Origin of the sequence: Haemophilus seminalis (genome assembly GCF_006384255.1) — a bacterium.
Lineage (GTDB): Bacteria > Pseudomonadota > Gammaproteobacteria > Enterobacterales > Pasteurellaceae > Haemophilus > Haemophilus seminalis.
Genome location: NZ_VCED01000003.1, coordinates 78,261 through 94,864 on the forward strand (window position 1 = coordinate 78,261; position 16,604 = coordinate 94,864).

General features: G+C 37.9%; 12 protein-coding genes. 5 read left to right on the forward strand and 7 right to left on the reverse strand.

Annotation, left to right across the window (positions count from 1 at the left end):
* The first annotated feature begins 2 nt into the window (after positions 1 to 2).
* From FE813_RS04750 to FE813_RS04760, 3 genes are read left to right on the forward strand one after another with little or no spacing between them, the layout of a single operon-like run.
* Complete coding sequence (locus tag FE813_RS04750; RefSeq protein ID WP_139989651.1) at positions 3 to 590, forward strand: sugar transferase; 588 nt, start codon at positions 3 to 5, stop codon at positions 588 to 590.
* A gap of 34 nt (positions 591 to 624) precedes the next feature.
* Positions 625 to 2,517 carry a polysaccharide biosynthesis protein gene (locus FE813_RS04755; RefSeq protein ID WP_180978689.1) on the forward strand — a complete coding sequence of 631 codons (1,893 nt, stop codon included), beginning with the start codon at positions 625 to 627 and terminating at the stop codon, positions 2,515 to 2,517.
* A gap of 3 nt (positions 2,518 to 2,520) precedes the next feature.
* On the forward strand, positions 2,521 to 3,765 hold the full coding sequence (locus FE813_RS04760) for an O-antigen ligase family protein (protein ID WP_139989655.1): 1,245 nt from the start codon (positions 2,521 to 2,523) through the stop codon (positions 3,763 to 3,765).
* A 159-nt stretch (positions 3,766 to 3,924) separates the two neighbouring features.
* Here FE813_RS04760 and hrpA read toward each other — a convergent pair whose 3' ends face one another.
* The 3 genes from hrpA to FE813_RS04775 are packed head-to-tail and all read right to left on the reverse strand — an operon-like array spanning position 3,925 to position 8,660.
* Positions 3,925 to 7,836, reverse strand: coding sequence for an ATP-dependent RNA helicase HrpA (gene hrpA, locus FE813_RS04765; RefSeq protein WP_139989656.1), 3,912 nt, complete (start codon positions 7,834 to 7,836; stop codon positions 3,925 to 3,927).
* The gene (locus tag FE813_RS04770; protein WP_139989657.1) at positions 7,833 to 8,207 is read right to left on the reverse strand and encodes a DUF423 domain-containing protein; all 375 of its coding nucleotides are present in this window, start codon (positions 8,205 to 8,207) and stop codon (positions 7,833 to 7,835) included. The genes hrpA and FE813_RS04770 overlap by 4 nt, the downstream gene beginning before the upstream one ends.
* Positions 8,208 to 8,660, reverse strand: a complete 453-nt coding sequence (locus FE813_RS04775; RefSeq protein WP_106013946.1) for a DUF441 domain-containing protein — start codon at positions 8,658 to 8,660, stop codon at positions 8,208 to 8,210.
* A gap of 132 nt (positions 8,661 to 8,792) precedes the next feature.
* Between FE813_RS04775 and FE813_RS04780 the strand changes: the two genes are divergently transcribed.
* Positions 8,793 to 10,655, forward strand: coding sequence for a monovalent cation:proton antiporter-2 (CPA2) family protein (locus FE813_RS04780; RefSeq protein WP_139989900.1), 1,863 nt, complete (start codon positions 8,793 to 8,795; stop codon positions 10,653 to 10,655).
* 80 nt (positions 10,656 to 10,735) lie between these two features.
* Here the strand turns inward: FE813_RS04780 and tal are convergent, their stop codons facing one another.
* The 4 genes from tal to FE813_RS04800 all read right to left on the reverse strand — a co-directional run bounded on the left by tal (position 10,736) and on the right by FE813_RS04800 (position 15,586).
* Positions 10,736 to 11,689 carry a transaldolase gene (gene tal, locus FE813_RS04785; protein WP_139989658.1) on the reverse strand — a complete coding sequence of 318 codons (954 nt, stop codon included), beginning with the start codon at positions 11,687 to 11,689 and terminating at the stop codon, positions 10,736 to 10,738.
* A gap of 123 nt (positions 11,690 to 11,812) precedes the next feature.
* Positions 11,813 to 12,679, reverse strand: coding sequence for a VirK/YbjX family protein (locus tag FE813_RS04790; RefSeq protein ID WP_139989660.1), 867 nt, complete (start codon positions 12,677 to 12,679; stop codon positions 11,813 to 11,815).
* A gap of 159 nt (positions 12,680 to 12,838) precedes the next feature.
* On the reverse strand, positions 12,839 to 14,836 hold the full coding sequence (gene tkt / locus FE813_RS04795; protein WP_139989661.1) for a transketolase: 1,998 nt from the start codon (positions 14,834 to 14,836) through the stop codon (positions 12,839 to 12,841).
* Positions 14,837 to 14,947: 111 nt separating this feature from the next.
* Positions 14,948 to 15,586 carry a YtjB family periplasmic protein gene (locus FE813_RS04800; protein ID WP_139989662.1) on the reverse strand — a complete coding sequence of 213 codons (639 nt, stop codon included), beginning with the start codon at positions 15,584 to 15,586 and terminating at the stop codon, positions 14,948 to 14,950.
* A gap of 56 nt (positions 15,587 to 15,642) precedes the next feature.
* Between FE813_RS04800 and serB the strand changes: the two genes are divergently transcribed.
* The gene (gene serB / locus FE813_RS04805; RefSeq protein ID WP_139989663.1) at positions 15,643 to 16,587 is read left to right on the forward strand and encodes a phosphoserine phosphatase; all 945 of its coding nucleotides are present in this window, start codon (positions 15,643 to 15,645) and stop codon (positions 16,585 to 16,587) included.
* The last annotated feature ends 17 nt before the right edge of the window (positions 16,588 to 16,604 follow it).

Genomic DNA, 16,604 nt, shown 5'->3' on the forward strand with positions numbered 1-16,604 from the left:
AAGTGATTCGTTTTTTTGATTTTATTCTAGGTTTAGTTGGGCTAGTTGTTCTAGCCCCTATTTTCATTATGTTAGCTATTTGGATTAAGATTGATTCAAAAGGTCCTGTCTTTTATAAGCAAGTTCGAGTTGGACAGAATGGTATCAATTTTGGTCTGTTTAAGTTTCGCTCGATGGTAGTTGATGCTGATAAAAAAGGGTTAATCACTGTAGGTGGTCGAGATCCTAGAATTACCCGTTCAGGTTATTTTATTCGTAAGTATAAACTTGACGAGTTACCACAGCTGATTAATGTACTAGTTGGAGATATGAGCTTAGTTGGTCCTCGTCCAGAGGTAAGAAAATATGTTAACTTGTATACTGATGAGCAACAAAAAGTACTTTCTGTAAAACCAGGTATTACAGATTATGCTTCAATTGAATATATGGATGAAAATGAGATTTTGGGGAAATCAAGCGATCCTGAAAAAACATATATTGAAGATATCATGCCTGAGAAGATTAAATATAATATGAAATATATTAATAATAAAAATTTATTTGAATATTTTAAGATTATATTTTTAACAGTATTAAAAATTGTACGATAGATAATTATTTAGGTTGCCTTTTAAGGATGTTACTATGATGTATTCGTTTATATTCGGAATGTCAAGATCAACAAAAAGAGTTATAAGTCTTTTTATTGATATTATCTTGCTTATTTCCTCCTTTTTCCTTGCGTATTGGACTAGATTGGGTGGGATTATAGCTTTTGATAATACTGAAATCTGGATGACGTTACTATGTACAATACTTATAACCCTTTTTACTTTTATTAAATTAGGGCTTTATCGAGCAGTATTGCGTTACATCTCTTTTAAGGCTTTAGCGATGGTGGCAGGGGGAGCTTTTGTTTCAGCTGTTAGCCTTATTTTCTTTTCTTTCTTCATCGGTTCAGATATACCTAGAACGGTTCCTATTATTTATTTTTCCTATGTGTTCTTGCTCTGTGGTAGTGCAAGAATGTTGGTTCGCTATTATGTTAGTTTAATTTTAGATAAAGATAATGAATCTGTTTTGATTTATGGTGCCGGTACAACAGGACGGCAGTTAGCAGTACTGCTTAAGCATGCTTATCGTTATCGTATCAGAGGTTTCATTGATGATAATGTGAAGTTACATGGTACTTATCTTTTGGGAAATAAAATATTTTCACCAAATGATATTTCAAAGCTTGTTCGCAAATATCATATTAAAATTATTTTATTGGCCATACCTAGCGCCTCTCGCGGTGAGCGTAAATCGATCATTGATAGTTTAATTCCTTTGAAAATTAAGGTAAGAACTATTCCCGATATGGAAGAGATTTTACAAGGTCATGCCAAGATTGATGAATTACGTGAAGTGAAAATCGAAGATTTATTAGGTCGTGAGCCTGTTTTACCAAACAAAGAGTTATTACAAAAAAATATTTTTGATAAAACAGTAATGGTAACGGGGGCTGGTGGCTCTATTGGGTCTGAATTATGTCGTCAGATTATTTTAAATAAACCCAATACCTTAATTTTATTCGAGCTTTCTGAATTTTCACTATATTCCATTCATCAAGAATTGGTTGAAATAGTAAAGAGAAATAGTTTTAGTACTAAGATTTATCCTATGTTAGGTAATGTACAGGATATTGAGCGTTTAGATTGTGTTTTAGATCATTTTAATGTTGACACAATTTATCATGCCGCAGCTTATAAACATGTTCCTTTAGTGGAATACAATATCATTGAAGGTATTCGAAATAATATTTTCGGGACCTATAATGTTGCAAGATGCGCAGCAGAATATAATGTAAAATCTTTTGTACTCATTTCAACTGATAAAGCGGTTCGTCCAACGAATACCATGGGCGCGAGCAAGCGTATGGCGGAGCTTTGTTTGCAAGCTTTATCTGATCAACTTAAAAATTCCCAAACCTGCTTTAGTATGGTTCGTTTCGGTAATGTATTAGGATCTTCAGGGTCTGTTATTCCACTCTTTCGAAAACAGATTCTAAAAGGAGGACCAATTACTGTTACACATCCTGATATTATTCGTTACTTCATGACAATTCCTGAGGCTGCTCAACTTGTTATTCAGGCTGGGGCAATGGCAAAAGGCGGTGATGTTTTTATTTTAGATATGGGTGAGCCAGTTAGGATTGTTGATTTAGCAAAAAATCTTATTCAGCTTTCAGGTTTGTCTGTTAAAGATGAAAATAGCTTGAAAGGTGATATTGAAATTACTTATACAGGATTAAGACCAGGTGAAAAACTTTATGAGGAGTTGTTAATTGCTGGAGATAATGTTCAGAAGACTGAACATTCACGTATTATGACAGCAGAAGAACATTATTTACCATTTGATCAGCTATCAAGTGTATTAGTTCAGTTAGAGCAAGCTTGTAAGAATGGGGATTATATGTCTATTCGTGAGATATTGTTAAATGCGCCTACAGGTTTTAATCCAACAACAGAAATTGTAGATGTGTTATATAAGGATTAATCAGTGTATAGAAAAGAAAAATACCTAAAATTATTTATTAATACGTCTATATTTTGTTTTTTTACTTTACTCTTAGTTTTCCCTAAAGGATATAACTATGGTTCAACAGCATTATTAGTCGCAAGTGTTTTATTTGTTTTTTATTCTATTTATAAGAAGTTTAAGATAAAAGAAATTATAAAACAGAATAACCCTATCTTTTTTATTGTTTCTCTGTATTTCCTGATCGCTCTTTTTTTTATTATTTTACATGGTGATAAATTTAAGCTGATTGATAATCCTCTAAGAGCATTTTTATTTCTTTCTGTGATTATTTTCGTCATTTATACTAAGATAAAATTTGATGTATTGCTTTATAGTATTCCTGTCGGATCTTTTGTTGCGGGATTAGTTGCTCTCTATCAATACTATGTCTTGCATTTACCTAGTGCATTTTGGGAGCAAATGAAAATTCAATCTGGTGATATTGCGATGTCGCTAGGATTATTTAATTTTATCATCGCTTTGTACTTGTTTGATATAAAGAAAAACAGATTTGCATTGGTGACAGTTATTGCTGGATTATTCGGTGTATTAGCCAGCGTGCTTTCTTTGGCTCGTGGTGGATGGGTCGGTGTTCCTTTAATATTTGTTTTTGTACTTTATATTTATAGAAATATGATATCTAAAAAATTACTTAGTGTTGTTTTACTAAGTATTCTAGTCGGGGGGATTTCATTAAGTACTAACGAACAATTTATGGGGCGAATATTAGATGCGAAGAATAATCTAATTCACTATTCTGAAAATTCAAAAGATGGCAGTATAGGGGCCCGTTTAGATATGTGGAAAATGGGAATTTATGCTTTTATTGAGCACCCTATTTCTGGTTGGAATTTAAACGAATTAGATGAATATAAAAAGGAATTAGCTGATAAGGGAATTGTATCTCATGAATTTATAGGATTCTCACATTTTCATAACCAATTTATTGATGAATTAGCCAAAAAAGGTATTTTGGGTGGAGTCGCAATTTTTGGCATTTTTCTAGTCCCATTATGTTCTTTTTATCGTAAACAGAAGAGATTTTCAAAAAATAAAAAGGTAAAATTGCTTACTACCCTTGGTATTATTCATGTGTTAGCAACTATGAGTTATTGTTTAACGCAAACATTTCTTGCGCATAATTCGGGGAATATATTTTATTTCTTTGTTTTGATCATATTTTATACATTAATAGTTAATAATTGTCCTGTTCAGAATAAATAACAATATAAGTAAGAGTAAATCTCTTTTGTATTTTGATAATGCTACGTATATATGATAATTCACATTAAAGGTTATTCAGACATGCTATATCTTATGCTCAAGATTGCATAAATGCTTATAATGCTCGGGAATGATGACATTAAATAACTTTTGATTTACTTATATTTCTCCAATTATATTTATAATCCGCTTATCTGAAATGGGATAGTTAGTTCCTAATTGCTGCGCAAACAAACTCACGCGCAATTCTTCAATCATATAACGAATCTCAGCAACTTTATCAGAAATCGGTTTAGATTTCGGCAATTTGGCAAGAAGTTGTTGGTAGGCTTGTTGCACTTGTTCCACGCGTAGCATCGCTGCACGATCTCGATTTGTATCTTGGGTAAGTTTATCTAAGCGTTTGTCTATTGCCTGTAAATAACGTAATAAATCTGGTAAACGATAATAACCGCTTTTTTGCACAAAACCTTGATAAATAAGATCCGCAAGTTGTGATTTAATATCCGACAACGCAAAGGCCATGGTGAAATCCATTTTGCCTTTTAAACATTGGTTTAAGGCATGATTAAGAGATAGGATTTGCTCCACTTTCTGTGCAATATCTACGGTCACTTCGTTAAGGTTTTCTCGAACGAAATCACGCAATTTTTCAAAGCTTGCTTCATCCCACACAAACCCGCCAAAATCGGCAATCAGTTTATCCACAGCACAAGCGATACAGTCATCAATCAAATCCAACACGCGACCGAATGGGGTAAAATACAGCCCTAATTTGGCTTTATTCGGCAATTTTTCATGCAGATATTTAATCGGTGACGGTACATTAAGCAACAACAAGCGGCGCAGACCTTGTTGCATCGCCACTGCTTGCTCAAACTCTGTTTCAAACAGTCTAATACCTATGGCGTCTTTTTCGTCCACAATGGCAGGAAAGGCTTTCACACTGAAACCACGTTGTTTTTGCTCGTAACATTGCGGTAAATCTGCAAAGCTCCAAATATGTAGCCCGCTTTGCTCAATGCCATCATCTGCCACAGCAGAAATACTTTCCTGCACACGATCTTTTAAGTTGAATTTCAGCTCATCCAAATTCATGGATTCGGCAATTTTCTTGCCGTTTTCATCCACCACGCGGAACGTCATTTTCAAATGGCTTGGAATTTGTTCCCAATTCCAATGTTCCGCTTCTACGGTAACGCCCGTCATACGACGCAATTCATAAATTAGCGTATCTAATAATGGCTTTTCCAACGGCTCTGCGCGACTTAAAAAAGATTGAGCATAATTAGGTGCCGGTACGAAGTTACGGCGATAAGATTTTGGCAGAGATTTAATCAGCGCAATCACTAATTCTTCACGCAAGCCTGGAATTTGCCAGTCAAAACCCGTCATTTCCACTTGGTTGAGCAATGGCAACGGAATATGCACGGTCACGCCGTCCGCATCGGTACCCGGTTCAAATTGATACGTCAGTTTGAGTTTCAAATTGCCTTGATGCCAGAGATTCGGAAAATCCAGCTTGCTCACTTGTTCCGCATCATCATTGATCAAAAATGAGCGTTCAAAATTAAGCAATTCAGGATCTTTTTGCTGTGCCTTTTTCCACCACGTATCAAAATGTTTTTGGGAAAACACTTCCGTACCAATACGCTGATCGTAAAATTCAAAAAGCGTACGGTCGTCCACCAAAATATCACGGCGGCGGCTTTTGTGTTCCAACTCTTCTACTTCTCGAACGAGTCGTTGATTTTCTTTGAAGAATTTATGTTTGGTATTCCAATCCCCTTCCACTAAGGCTGATTGAATAAAGATCTCGCGGCTTACCGTTGGCTCAATAGCACCGTAATTCACTGGCCGTGCAGCCACAATCGGCACACCATAAAGCGTGACTTTTTCATCTGCAATCACCGCGCCACGAGATTTTGACCAACGCGGTTCTGAATAGGATTTTTTAATTAGATGCTCGGCAAGTGGCTCAATCCATTCTGGCTCAATTTCCGCTACCATACGCCCCCAAAGTTTGGAGGTTTCCACTAACTCTGCCGCCATCACCCATTTCGGTTGTTTTTTGAAAAGCACAGAATTGGGGAAAATTGCAAAATGGGCATTACGTGCACCAAGATATTGTTGTTTCTCCGCTTCTTTTAAACCGATATGAGAAAGCAAGCCGCTTAAAAGTGCGGTATGAATTTGCTGATATTCTGCTTTTTCGGAATTAATCGGCAAGCCCATTTCACGCACGGCAAGGCGAATTTGTTGATAAATATCCTGCCATTCGCGAATGCGAAGATAATTTAAAAAATCCTTTTGGCACTGACGGCGGAATTGGTTTTTCGTCAATGCTTTTTGCTGTTCTTGCACATAATTCCAGAGATTCAAGAACGCCAAGAAATCTGATTTTTTATCGGCAAAACGACGATGTTTTTCATCGGAAGCCTGCTGTTTTTCTGTCGGACGTTCACGCGGATCTTGGATGGATAACGCCGAAACAATAATCATCACTTCATGCAACGCACCTTGTGAGACTGCACTCAGCAACATTTTTGCTAAACGTGGATCCACAGGGAGTTGAGCTAATTGACGACCAGCAGCCGTTAATTGACGTTTCTCGCCTGCTTTGGTGCGAATCATTTCAAACGCACCTAATTCTTCCAACAGTTTTATACCATCTTGAATATGGCGTTTATCTGGCGCATCAACAAATGGGAACGCTTCAATATCATCCAAACCCAATGCCGTCATTTGCAAAATAACGGAGGCTAAATTAGTCCGTAGAATTTCAGGATCGGTAAACTCTGGACGAGAATTAAAATCCTCTTCCGAATATAAACGAATACAAATCCCTTCACTTACACGACCACAACGACCTTTACGCTGATTAGCAGATGCCTGTGAAATGGGTTCAATCGGTAAACGTTGTACTTTGGTGCGATAGCTATAACGGGAAATTCGCGCTGTACCTGGGTCAATCACATATTTAATGCCTGGCACAGTCAATGAGGTTTCTGCGACGTTGGTCGCCAACACGATGCGATTTAATCCGCTAGGATGGAAAATTTTATTCTGTTCTTGCGCAGACAAGCGTGCAAAGAGCGGTAGAATTTCCGTGTATTTTAGATTTTGTTTTTGTAAAGCTTCGGCGGTATCGCGAATTTCACACTCACCGTTCATAAAGATCAAAATATCGCCCCGACCTTCTGCTTGCAGTTCATCCACCGCATTGAGAATGCCTTGCAGCTGATCTTGATTGTCTTCCTCTGCAAGTGGGCGATAACGCACTTCCACAGGATAAGTTCTGCCCGAGACTTCGATAATCGGCGCATTGTTAAAATGTTTGGAAAAACGTTCCACATCAATGGTGGCGGAGGTGATAATGACTTTTAAGTCCGGACGACGTGGCAGAAGCTGTTTCAGATAACCAAGAATAAAATCGTTGTTCAAGCTGCGTTCATGGGCTTCATCAATAATCAGGCAAGAATATTGATTGAGGAAACGATCATTTTGAATTTCTGCTAACAGGATCCCGTCAGTCATCAATTTGATTTGTGTATCATCACTGATTTGATCGTTAAAACGAACCTTATAACCAACTAAACCGCCTAGCTCCGTTTCCAGTTCGTCAGCAATACGCGCCGCCACCGAACGAGCAGCAATACGGCGTGGTTGAGTATGACCAATCATGCCTAAATTGCCGAAACCTAATTCCAAACACATTTTCGGCAATTGGGTGGTTTTACCCGAACCAGTTTCCCCTGCCACCACAATGACCTGATGTTCAGAAAGCAGTTTTTGAATTTCTGCTTTACGTTGGCTAACCGGCAAACTCTCTGGAAAAACAATCGGATTTTTGACCGCACTTTTACGATTTTCTACACGTAATTGAGCCTGTTCAATCTGCAGCTGGATTTCTGTAATAACGGCTTGTTGGGCCTCTTGGCTCTTTATTTTTCCAATACCATGAATACGGGCGGATAAACGGCGTTTATCTACCAACATGATGTCATTTAATTGAGAAAAAAGAGATTGTTGTAAAGGGGTTAATGCGTGTTTTACCGATCTGTTTTTCATAGCGATTTACTTTTGAAACTTCCGTAAGCTAAGCTAATCCATCCGATTAAAAATAAAGTTCCGCCAATAGGCGTAATCCACACTATTGCATTGCTTGCTCCGAAAGCGAGTGCGTATAAACTTCCACTAAATAATAAGGTTCCAATTAACCAAGAAGACATGGATAATCGGGCGAATTTTTTGTCACGTAAAGTAGATAATGCAACGGCAAGTACTGCAATAGTATGGAACATTTGATATTTTAAACCCGTATCAATCCATGATAATGCTTTGGCTTCTAATACATGGCTTAAACCATGAGCTGCAAATGCGCCTAGTGCGACACAGAAGAAACTACTTAAAGCTGCAAGAGTGAGATATTTGTTTTTCATTTAAATTTTCCCTAAAAGTAAAGCTAATATACCAGCAGCAATAAGTGGACCAACGGGGATGCCGCCAAAGAAAGATACGCCGATAACCGTACCAATCATAAGCCCTGTGACGAGAACGGGTTGATTTGTCATTAAGTCAACACCTTGGCCTGCAAGCCAGGCTACAAAAATACCAACTCCGATAGAGGAAAACATTTTCCAGTGAATAAAAGCAGAAAGTTCAGGCAATGGAATTTTCCCTGACACTAAAGGGCTGAGGACACCGAGGGTTAAAACCATAATTCCCAGTTTTAAACCATATTGATCGATCCAAGGAATATACTGTGATAAAAAAGTTTGTTGCATAATGAGCAAGACGGCAGCAGAAATTGTTATTGCGCTATTATGGCTGAGTAATCCGAGAATAATTAAAATCACCAATAATAAGGCGACGATATTAAATTGTAACGTCATAAGTAAAAGTGCGGTTAAAAGTTGTGAAGAATTATAGCAAGTTTAGATAATTGATGTGTTCTTTATTTTAATAAAACAGGCTAAAATACAAGCTACACTTCAGTTTTATTGAGCGTTTTTATGTCGAATACTATTGAGCATCTAGCTAACCATGAACTCATCAAAACCGTTATTTTACTCGCCTCCAGTGTAACCATTGTGCCACTATTTAAACACCTTGGTCTTGGTAGTGTGTTAGGTTATTTGGTGGCTGGTTGTCTAATTGGGCCTTCCGTGTTTGGCATAATTCAAGATCCTACTGCAGTTGTGCATTTGGCTGAGCTTGGTGTGGTAATGTTTTTATTTATTATTGGTCTTGAAATGCATCCTGAGCGTCTTTGGGCAATGAGAAAAGCAATTTTTGTACGTGGTTTTTTGCAAGTGGGATGCTGTGGTGCATTACTTACTTTAGCTGGAATTTATTTACTACGTTTACCAAAAGAAGTGGCTTTTATTGCGGGGATGGGGTTTACGCTTTCCTCTACAGCTATTGTGATGCAGGCTTTAGAAGAACGTTGTATTACCAGTACATCTAAAGGGCAGAGAGTTATTTCTACATTAATTTTTGAAGATATTTCCATTGTTCCATTATTGGCTTTCGTTGCATTTTTGGCTCCCCATTCTGAAGCAGCAGAACATACGGGCTGGATGTCGATTGGTATTGCTTTAGGGGCAGTAATCGGTTTGATTGTAGCTGGTAAGTGGTTGATGAATCCGTTATTTCGTTTGATTTCTAAAGCTCATATTCGAGAAACGATGACGGCCGCCGCATTATTGGTTGTACTTGGCGCAGCATTAGCCATGGAATTGGGGGGGCTTTCTATGGCCATGGGGGCATTTGTTGCTGGAGTAATGCTTTCAGAATCTTCGTTTCGCCATCAATTAGAAGCTGATATCGAGCCATTTCGTGGTTTATTGCTTGGACTGTTTTTTATGGGCGTGGGCATGTCATTGGATTTACGTTTAGTGTTTAATCATTGGCTATTATTACTTGGTATTGTCTTCCTTTATATTATTGGTAAAGCATTTTCTGTTTATTTGATTGCCCGAGTAACACATTTAGATCATCGAGAAGCAGTGGGAAGAATGTCTTTGATGGCTCATGGCGGTGAATTTGCATTTGTGCTTTTTTCTGCTGCAACGACCGCAGGAGTCATGAGCGATCATCAGAATGCGACTTTTACTGCTGCAGTTATTATGTCTATGCTTTTTTCACCATTAATTGCACAGTTATCACGAAAATTAATACAACGTTCTGAAAACAAGCATCCTAATCAGGCGAGTGTGAGTGAGCTTGACCCCATTGTTGACTTGGAAGATAACGTACTAGTGATTGGATTTGGACGGTTTAGTCAAATTGTGTGTCAAACTTTATTAATCCGTGGCATCAGCGTTTCAGTGATTGATCGTAATATTGAAAATATTCGTGCGGCTGCAAAATTTGGTTTTAAGGTTTACTATGGGGATGGTATTCGTTTAGATGTTCTTCATGCAGCAGGCATTGAAAAAGCAAAATGTGTGGTAATTGGAATTAATGATACCGCGCGTATTGAAACGATTATTAGCCAACTTAAAGAAGCTTATCCACATTTGCCGATTTTAACACGTACTTACGATAGAAAAACGACAGTAAGTTTAATTAAACAAGATGTTGATTTTATTGTTCGTGAAACTTTTGAATCAGCAATTAGTTTGAGCCGAGCAACCTTAATTAAATTAGGTATTGATAAAATTGAGGTAGATGAAGTAATTAATGAAGTTCGCGCTTTAGACCAAGCTCGTTTAAATGAAGAGGTATTACATGGTTTTTCTAATGAAATTGTAAAAAAGTATTGGACGCCAAAACCTTTTATTAAACCTCATGCTGATGCTCAAGCTTTAAATGATGAAACGGCAGAATTGTTAATCGATGAGGATGATTTACATCAAGATAGAGAAGAAACAATACAGAAATAATTCATTTTTAATTTCTCAATAAAAAAACTCGCCATATATGGCGAGTTTTGACATAAAGATATGTTAGCACTTTCATATGACTAAAGTTTTGATGAAAGCATAGTCTCCAATTTTTCTTGGTCAACAGCAAATTTCCGAATACCATCTGCTAATTTTTCTACTGCCATCGCATCGCTATTATGTTGCCAATAGAATTCAGCTTCAGTAAGAGGTTGTGGTTTCGCTTTTACTTCGCCTTTGTATTCTAGTTTACGTACAAGTGCGGTTGAATTTTCTTGTAATTCTTTCAGCAATGCCGGTGCAATAGTTAAACGATCGCAACCTGCAAGTTCAGTAATTTCACCTACATTACGGAAGCTTGCGCCCATCACAACAGTGTTGTAGCCATATTCTTTGTAGTAATTATAGATTTTGGTAACAGAAATAACGCCTGGGTCTTCTGCTGGCGCATATTCTTTTTTGTCGGAGTTTGCTTTGTACCAGTCTAAAATACGGCCTACGAATGGAGAAATTAAGTAAACGCCTGCTTCTGCACAAGCACGAGCTTGAGCTTCAGAGAATAATAAGGTTAAGTTACAGTTGATGCCTTCTTTTTCAAGGATTTCTGCAGCTCGGATACCTTGCCATGTTGATGCAATTTTGATCAGAATGCGATCATTTGAAATACCCGCAGCATTGTAAAGTGCAATTAATTTGCGTGCTTTTTCAACTGTTGCTTGTGTGTTGTAAGAAAGGCGCGCATCCACTTCAGTAGAAATACGTCCCGGAACGATTTTTAAAATTTCTAAACCAATGTTTACCGCTAATTTATCTTCTGCATCGATGAGTTGTTGGAATTTGTCATTGCTTTGTGCTTTCGCGTAAGAAACAGCTTCGTCAATAAGTGGTGAATATTGTGGTAGGGCAGATGCACTTAAAATTAAAGATGGGTTAGTTGTCGCATCTTGTGGTTGGTATTTTTTTATGGCCTCAATATCGCCAGTATCAGCAACCACAACGGTCATATTACGAAGTGAATCTAATTGAGTTGTCATCAGTCTCTCCTATTCAAATGAAATGGAATAAATAATCTCAGCTACGATAGCATAAATTTATGACGAAAAGGAAAAATTTTTCAATAGAAAAAATAGGTGCAGACATTGATCTGCACGGAAGATTTACATTTGAAGTTTATTTTTAAGTGTGGTTTCAATTTCATCTAACATAGCATAACGTTTACGATACATTGAGCGTTTTTTACTTGGAACATCGTCTAGGTTTGTATCTCTAATAAGAGGTAACATCCAATAATTTTTTCGTTCACCACCAGCTTCTGAAAATATGGCGTCATAATCAACCACGAAATGTTTACTTTGAACAAAGCGAGACTTATTTTGGTATTTTTGAGGAATACCATAAAGTTTGTCATAGCCTAATATTTTTGTGAGCGATTTCATTATTTCAACCATTAGATAGGCTGGGCGTAATCCGTGGCAAGTTTTAGTGAGTTGTTTTACCATTTCTTTAGCGCCTTCAAAATTTGGGCCTTGCACAACAGCAATAAGCAATGCCTCCTCTAACTTCCCAAATGTGAGTAGATAAACTTCAGCATCAGTGGGTTTATAACGTAACTCTAATGTCCAAAAACCTTCCATGGGTTGGTGATTGCTTAGCATGAATAGCAATTCAAAATCAGGAATAATTTCACCAAAAGAAATGGGGGTTTCCAAAATAGAAGGAGATAGGTTTGATAATTTTTGTGGTACAAATAGAAAATTATCACAAATGGTTGATAAACGTTTTTGGGTATTGAAACGTTTATCTAAAAAACGATGAACTAAGGGATAGCTATAATTGGGACGTTGTGTTAGCAAGCTAATCAGAACTGGAGTTTGATTAACGAAGGCTTCAAATTTTTTTATTGTTTGCCAATGTAAGAGTGAACGAAGACGATAACGTAAACGTTTTGCTGCATAAGATTTATTAGGTCTATCAGGATAAATCAATTCGGCTTTAGGACACTGATATAAGGTTGGTACAGTCATGTGGATTCCTTAAAAGTGCGGTCAAAAATAAACGATGGATACCGATCCGCAAAATGCAATGAATTCTGACATAATTTTGGAAATATTGCTATTTGATGTGAAGTTTAAGAAAATCAAAAGCGATCAGGTTTTTTCTGACCGCTTTTTATCATGAGGGAATTATAAAATCTCTTTCGCTTTCGCTACCACGTTTTCAACAGTGAAGCCAAAGAGTTTGAATAATTGATCCGCTGGTGCAGATTCACCGAAACTATTCATACCTATTACACGTCCGTTGAATCCAACGTATTTATACCAGAAGTCAGAAATACCCGCTTCAATCGCAACACGTTTGGTTACAGATGCAGGTAATACGCTTTCACAGTAAGCTGCATCTTGTTTATCAAAACGGTTAGTGCTTGGCATAGATACGACACGTACTTTTTTACCTTCTGCACTTAATGCTTCAGCCGCTTTCACCGCTAATTCTACTTCAGAACCTGTTGCAATGAAGATTAACTCAGGTGTGCCATCACAGTCTTTTAACACATAAGCACCGCGTTTAACTGCATCTAATTGTGCAGAAGTGCGGTCCATTTGTGCTAAGTTTTGACGGGTAAAGATCAATGCACTTGGGCCATCTTGACGCTCAACCGCTTGTTGCCATGCGATAGCTGATTCCACTTGGTCACATGGGCGCCATGTTTCAAGGTTTGGAATTAAGCGTAGTGATGCAGTTTGTTCCACTGGTTGGTGAGTTGGACCATCTTCACCTAAACCGATGGAGTCGTGAGTATAAACGAATAATGAGCGTTGTTTCATTAATGAAGCCATACGTACTGCGTTGTGTGCATATTCGTAGAACATTAAGAAGGTTGCGCCGTAAGGAATGAAACCGCCGTGCAAGGCAATACCGTTCATAATGGCAGACATACCAAATTCACGAACACCGTAGTTGATGTAGTTACCACCTACGTTTTCATGCGCACGAATAGGTTTAGAACCACTCCATAACGTTAAGTTAGAGCTTGCTAAGTCTGCAGAACCACCCAAGAATTCAGGTAACACATGAGCGTACGCTTCGATTGCATTTTGTGATGCTTTACGGCTTGCAATGCTTGCTGGATTTGCTTGTAATTTCTCAATGAACGCTTTGGATTCAGCCGCCCAGTTTGCTGGTAATTCACCGTTTACACGACGTGTAAACTCTGCGGCAAGTTCAGGATATGCTTTCGCATAAGCGGCAAATTTTTCTTCCCAAGATTTTTCTGCTGCCGCGCCTTTTTCTTTTGCAGACCATTCAGCATAGTATTCAGCTGGAATTTCAAATGGTGCGTAATCCCAGTTTAAGGCTTTGCGGGTTAATGCAATTTCTTCATCGCCTAATGGTGCACCGTGACAATCATGTGATGCAGATTTGTTTGGCGAGCCAAAACCAATGATTGTTTTACAAATAATTAAAGTCGGTTTTTCTTTTTCTGATTGTGCAAGTACAACAGCCTGACGAATTTGTTCTGCATTGTGGCCATCCACATTACGGATTACTTGCCAGCCATAAGCTTCAAAACGTGCTGCGGTATCATCGCTGAACCAACCATCAACATGACCATCAATCGAAATGTTGTTGTCATCGTAGAATGCGATTAATTTGCCAAGACCTAATGTGCCTGCTAAAGAGCAAGCCTCGTGAGAAATCCCTTCCATTAAACAGCCATCACCTAAGAATACATAAGTGTGGTGATCAACGATTTCATGACCTTCACGGTTAAATTGGCCCGCTAAGGTTTTCTCTGCAATCGCCATCCCTACTGCATTAGTGATACCTTGACCTAATGGACCTGTCGTGGTTTCAACACCTGGTGCATAACCATATTCTGGGTGGCCAGGAGTTTTAGAATGTAATTGACGGAATTGTTTTAAATCGTCGATAGAAAGATCATAGCCAGTTAAATGTAAAAGGCTATAAATCAACATAGAACCATGGCCGTTAGAAAGTACAAAACGATCTCGGTCAGCCCATTTAGGATTGGTCGGATTGTGTTTTAAAAAGTCACGCCATAATACTTCTGCAATATCTGCCATTCCCATTGGTGCACCAGGGTGACCAGATTTAGCTTTTTGCACAGCATCCATTGATAAGAAACGAATTGCATTGGCTAATTGTCTACGAGTTGCCATTTTGTTCTCCTGTTATAATTCGCTTTGAAAAAATAATCTTGCGCATTCTACCTTATTTCTGAAGGAAATTTAGCAAAAATCCGCACTCAATTTAATAGTTTGTGACAATAATCAAATTCTACGGCGACGCTGGTGAAAACGCGTACTACTCGATTTTACTTTCAAATTTACCGCACTTTTTTTCTCTTTAGATTTGCGGTAAGTCCGTCGATAGTGACTTAAAAAATAATGAATAGAGCTTGCCATCACCGCACCAAGTAAAAAGACAATAATGAGTTCACCATATAATTGGTGAAAAATTTGATTAATTTTTGATTGGTTAGATTGCGTATATTGCGCATCAATAGTGACGCGTAAAAATCCTTTAATGCCGCTTTGGGCGTAAAGTGGCTCTACAATTTGTTGATTGTTTGTATCGGGTGAATTGAGCATTTCGCGACTTTGAGCCAGTAATTTTCCTTCGCCATCGTATAAGCTGGCATCTAAAATAAAGTCTTCTTTGACTATTTGATCAAGATTATCCGTTAATTGCTCTGTTTTGGCATTGTTTGTGAGTAAAACTGAAAATAAATTGGCTTGTTGACGAACCAAAATATGTGAGATGTTCGCCACTTGGTTTACGCTTGCAAATTGTGAACTTAGCTTAAATTGTTTTACACCAAATAAGATAATACCAAGTGCAGTTAGGCTTAGCACAATAATCGTTGCAAGCATGGTTGATTTGATTAGTTTTTCTTTAATTATTTGCACTTTTTCAACTCACATCGGTTAAAATCTTTCCAGTTGCCACAATTTACAGGATTTTTATGCAAATTCAATGTTTCGAAAGCATTACACAAAAATACCCACAATTTCCTACCGCACTTTTGGCTAATGAGGAACCTATACAGAATGGGGAACCTTTTATCTTATACGGCACAAAGTTGGACATGACTAAACTGGAAAAATTTCAACAAAAGTGCGGTCAAAATTTCCAGATTATAGATGTTTGGATGGTAGAGCAAAATATTGTCGTCTTATTGAAAGGTCAATGGGTTGCTGACTTCCTTAACTTTGCTCATGACGTTGAAGTAGATATAGCTAAATTAGATTTCAGACCTAAATTGTCTCAAGCAGGGTTGTTGGTGATGGATATGGATTCTACCGCGATTCAAATTGAGTGTATTGATGAAATTGCGAAACTAGCGGGTGTTGGCGAACTTGTTTCTGCGATTACGGAAAGGGCAATGAGAGGTGAATTAGATTTCGAGCAAAGTTTGCGTCGTCGAGTGGGGACATTAAAAGGTGCGCCAGAAAGCATTTTGCAGCAAGTTAGAGAGAATTTACCACTAATGCCTGGATTAGTTGGAACGATCCAAACCTTACAAAAATATTGCTGGAGAACCGCAATTGCTTCAGGCGGATTTACTTATTTTGCGGATTATTTGAAAGACTTATTACAGCTTGATTTTGCTGCATCCAATCAATTTGATATTGAGGATGGAAAACTCACTGGCTTAGTTAAAGGCGATGTGGTTGATGCCCAATACAAAGCTAAAACGTTGCAACATTTATTAGAGGAATACGGTATTGATTCACAACATTCTATTGCTATCGGCGACGGTGCGAATGACTTGGCAATGATGAATGTGGCGGGGCTAGGTATTGCGTTCCATGCTAAACCTAAAGTGCAACAACAAGCGCAAATTGTGATAAACTTCGCCGACTTAACCGCACTTTTATGCCTTTTAAGTGCCAATGATCGAATTTAATAAAATGGGAGAAGACT

Coding starts and splice junctions, on each gene's coding strand:
- FE813_RS04755 (WP_180978689.1), top strand. CDS start 625: ATGATGTATTCGTTTATATTCGGAATGTCAAGATCAACAAAAAGAGTT.
- hrpA (WP_139989656.1), bottom strand. CDS start 7,836: ATGAAAAACAGATCGGTAAAACACGCATTAACCCCTTTACAACAATCT.
- FE813_RS04770 (WP_139989657.1), bottom strand. CDS start 8,207: ATGAAAAACAAATATCTCACTCTTGCAGCTTTAAGTAGTTTCTTCTGT.
- FE813_RS04775 (WP_106013946.1), bottom strand. CDS start 8,660: ATGACGTTACAATTTAATATCGTCGCCTTATTATTGGTGATTTTAATT.
- tal (WP_139989658.1), bottom strand. CDS start 11,689: ATGACAACTCAATTAGATTCACTTCGTAATATGACCGTTGTGGTTGCT.
- FE813_RS04790 (WP_139989660.1), bottom strand. CDS start 12,679: ATGACTGTACCAACCTTATATCAGTGTCCTAAAGCCGAATTGATTTAT.
- tkt (WP_139989661.1), bottom strand. CDS start 14,836: ATGGCAACTCGTAGACAATTAGCCAATGCAATTCGTTTCTTATCAATG.
- serB (WP_139989663.1), top strand. CDS start 15,643: ATGCAAATTCAATGTTTCGAAAGCATTACACAAAAATACCCACAATTT.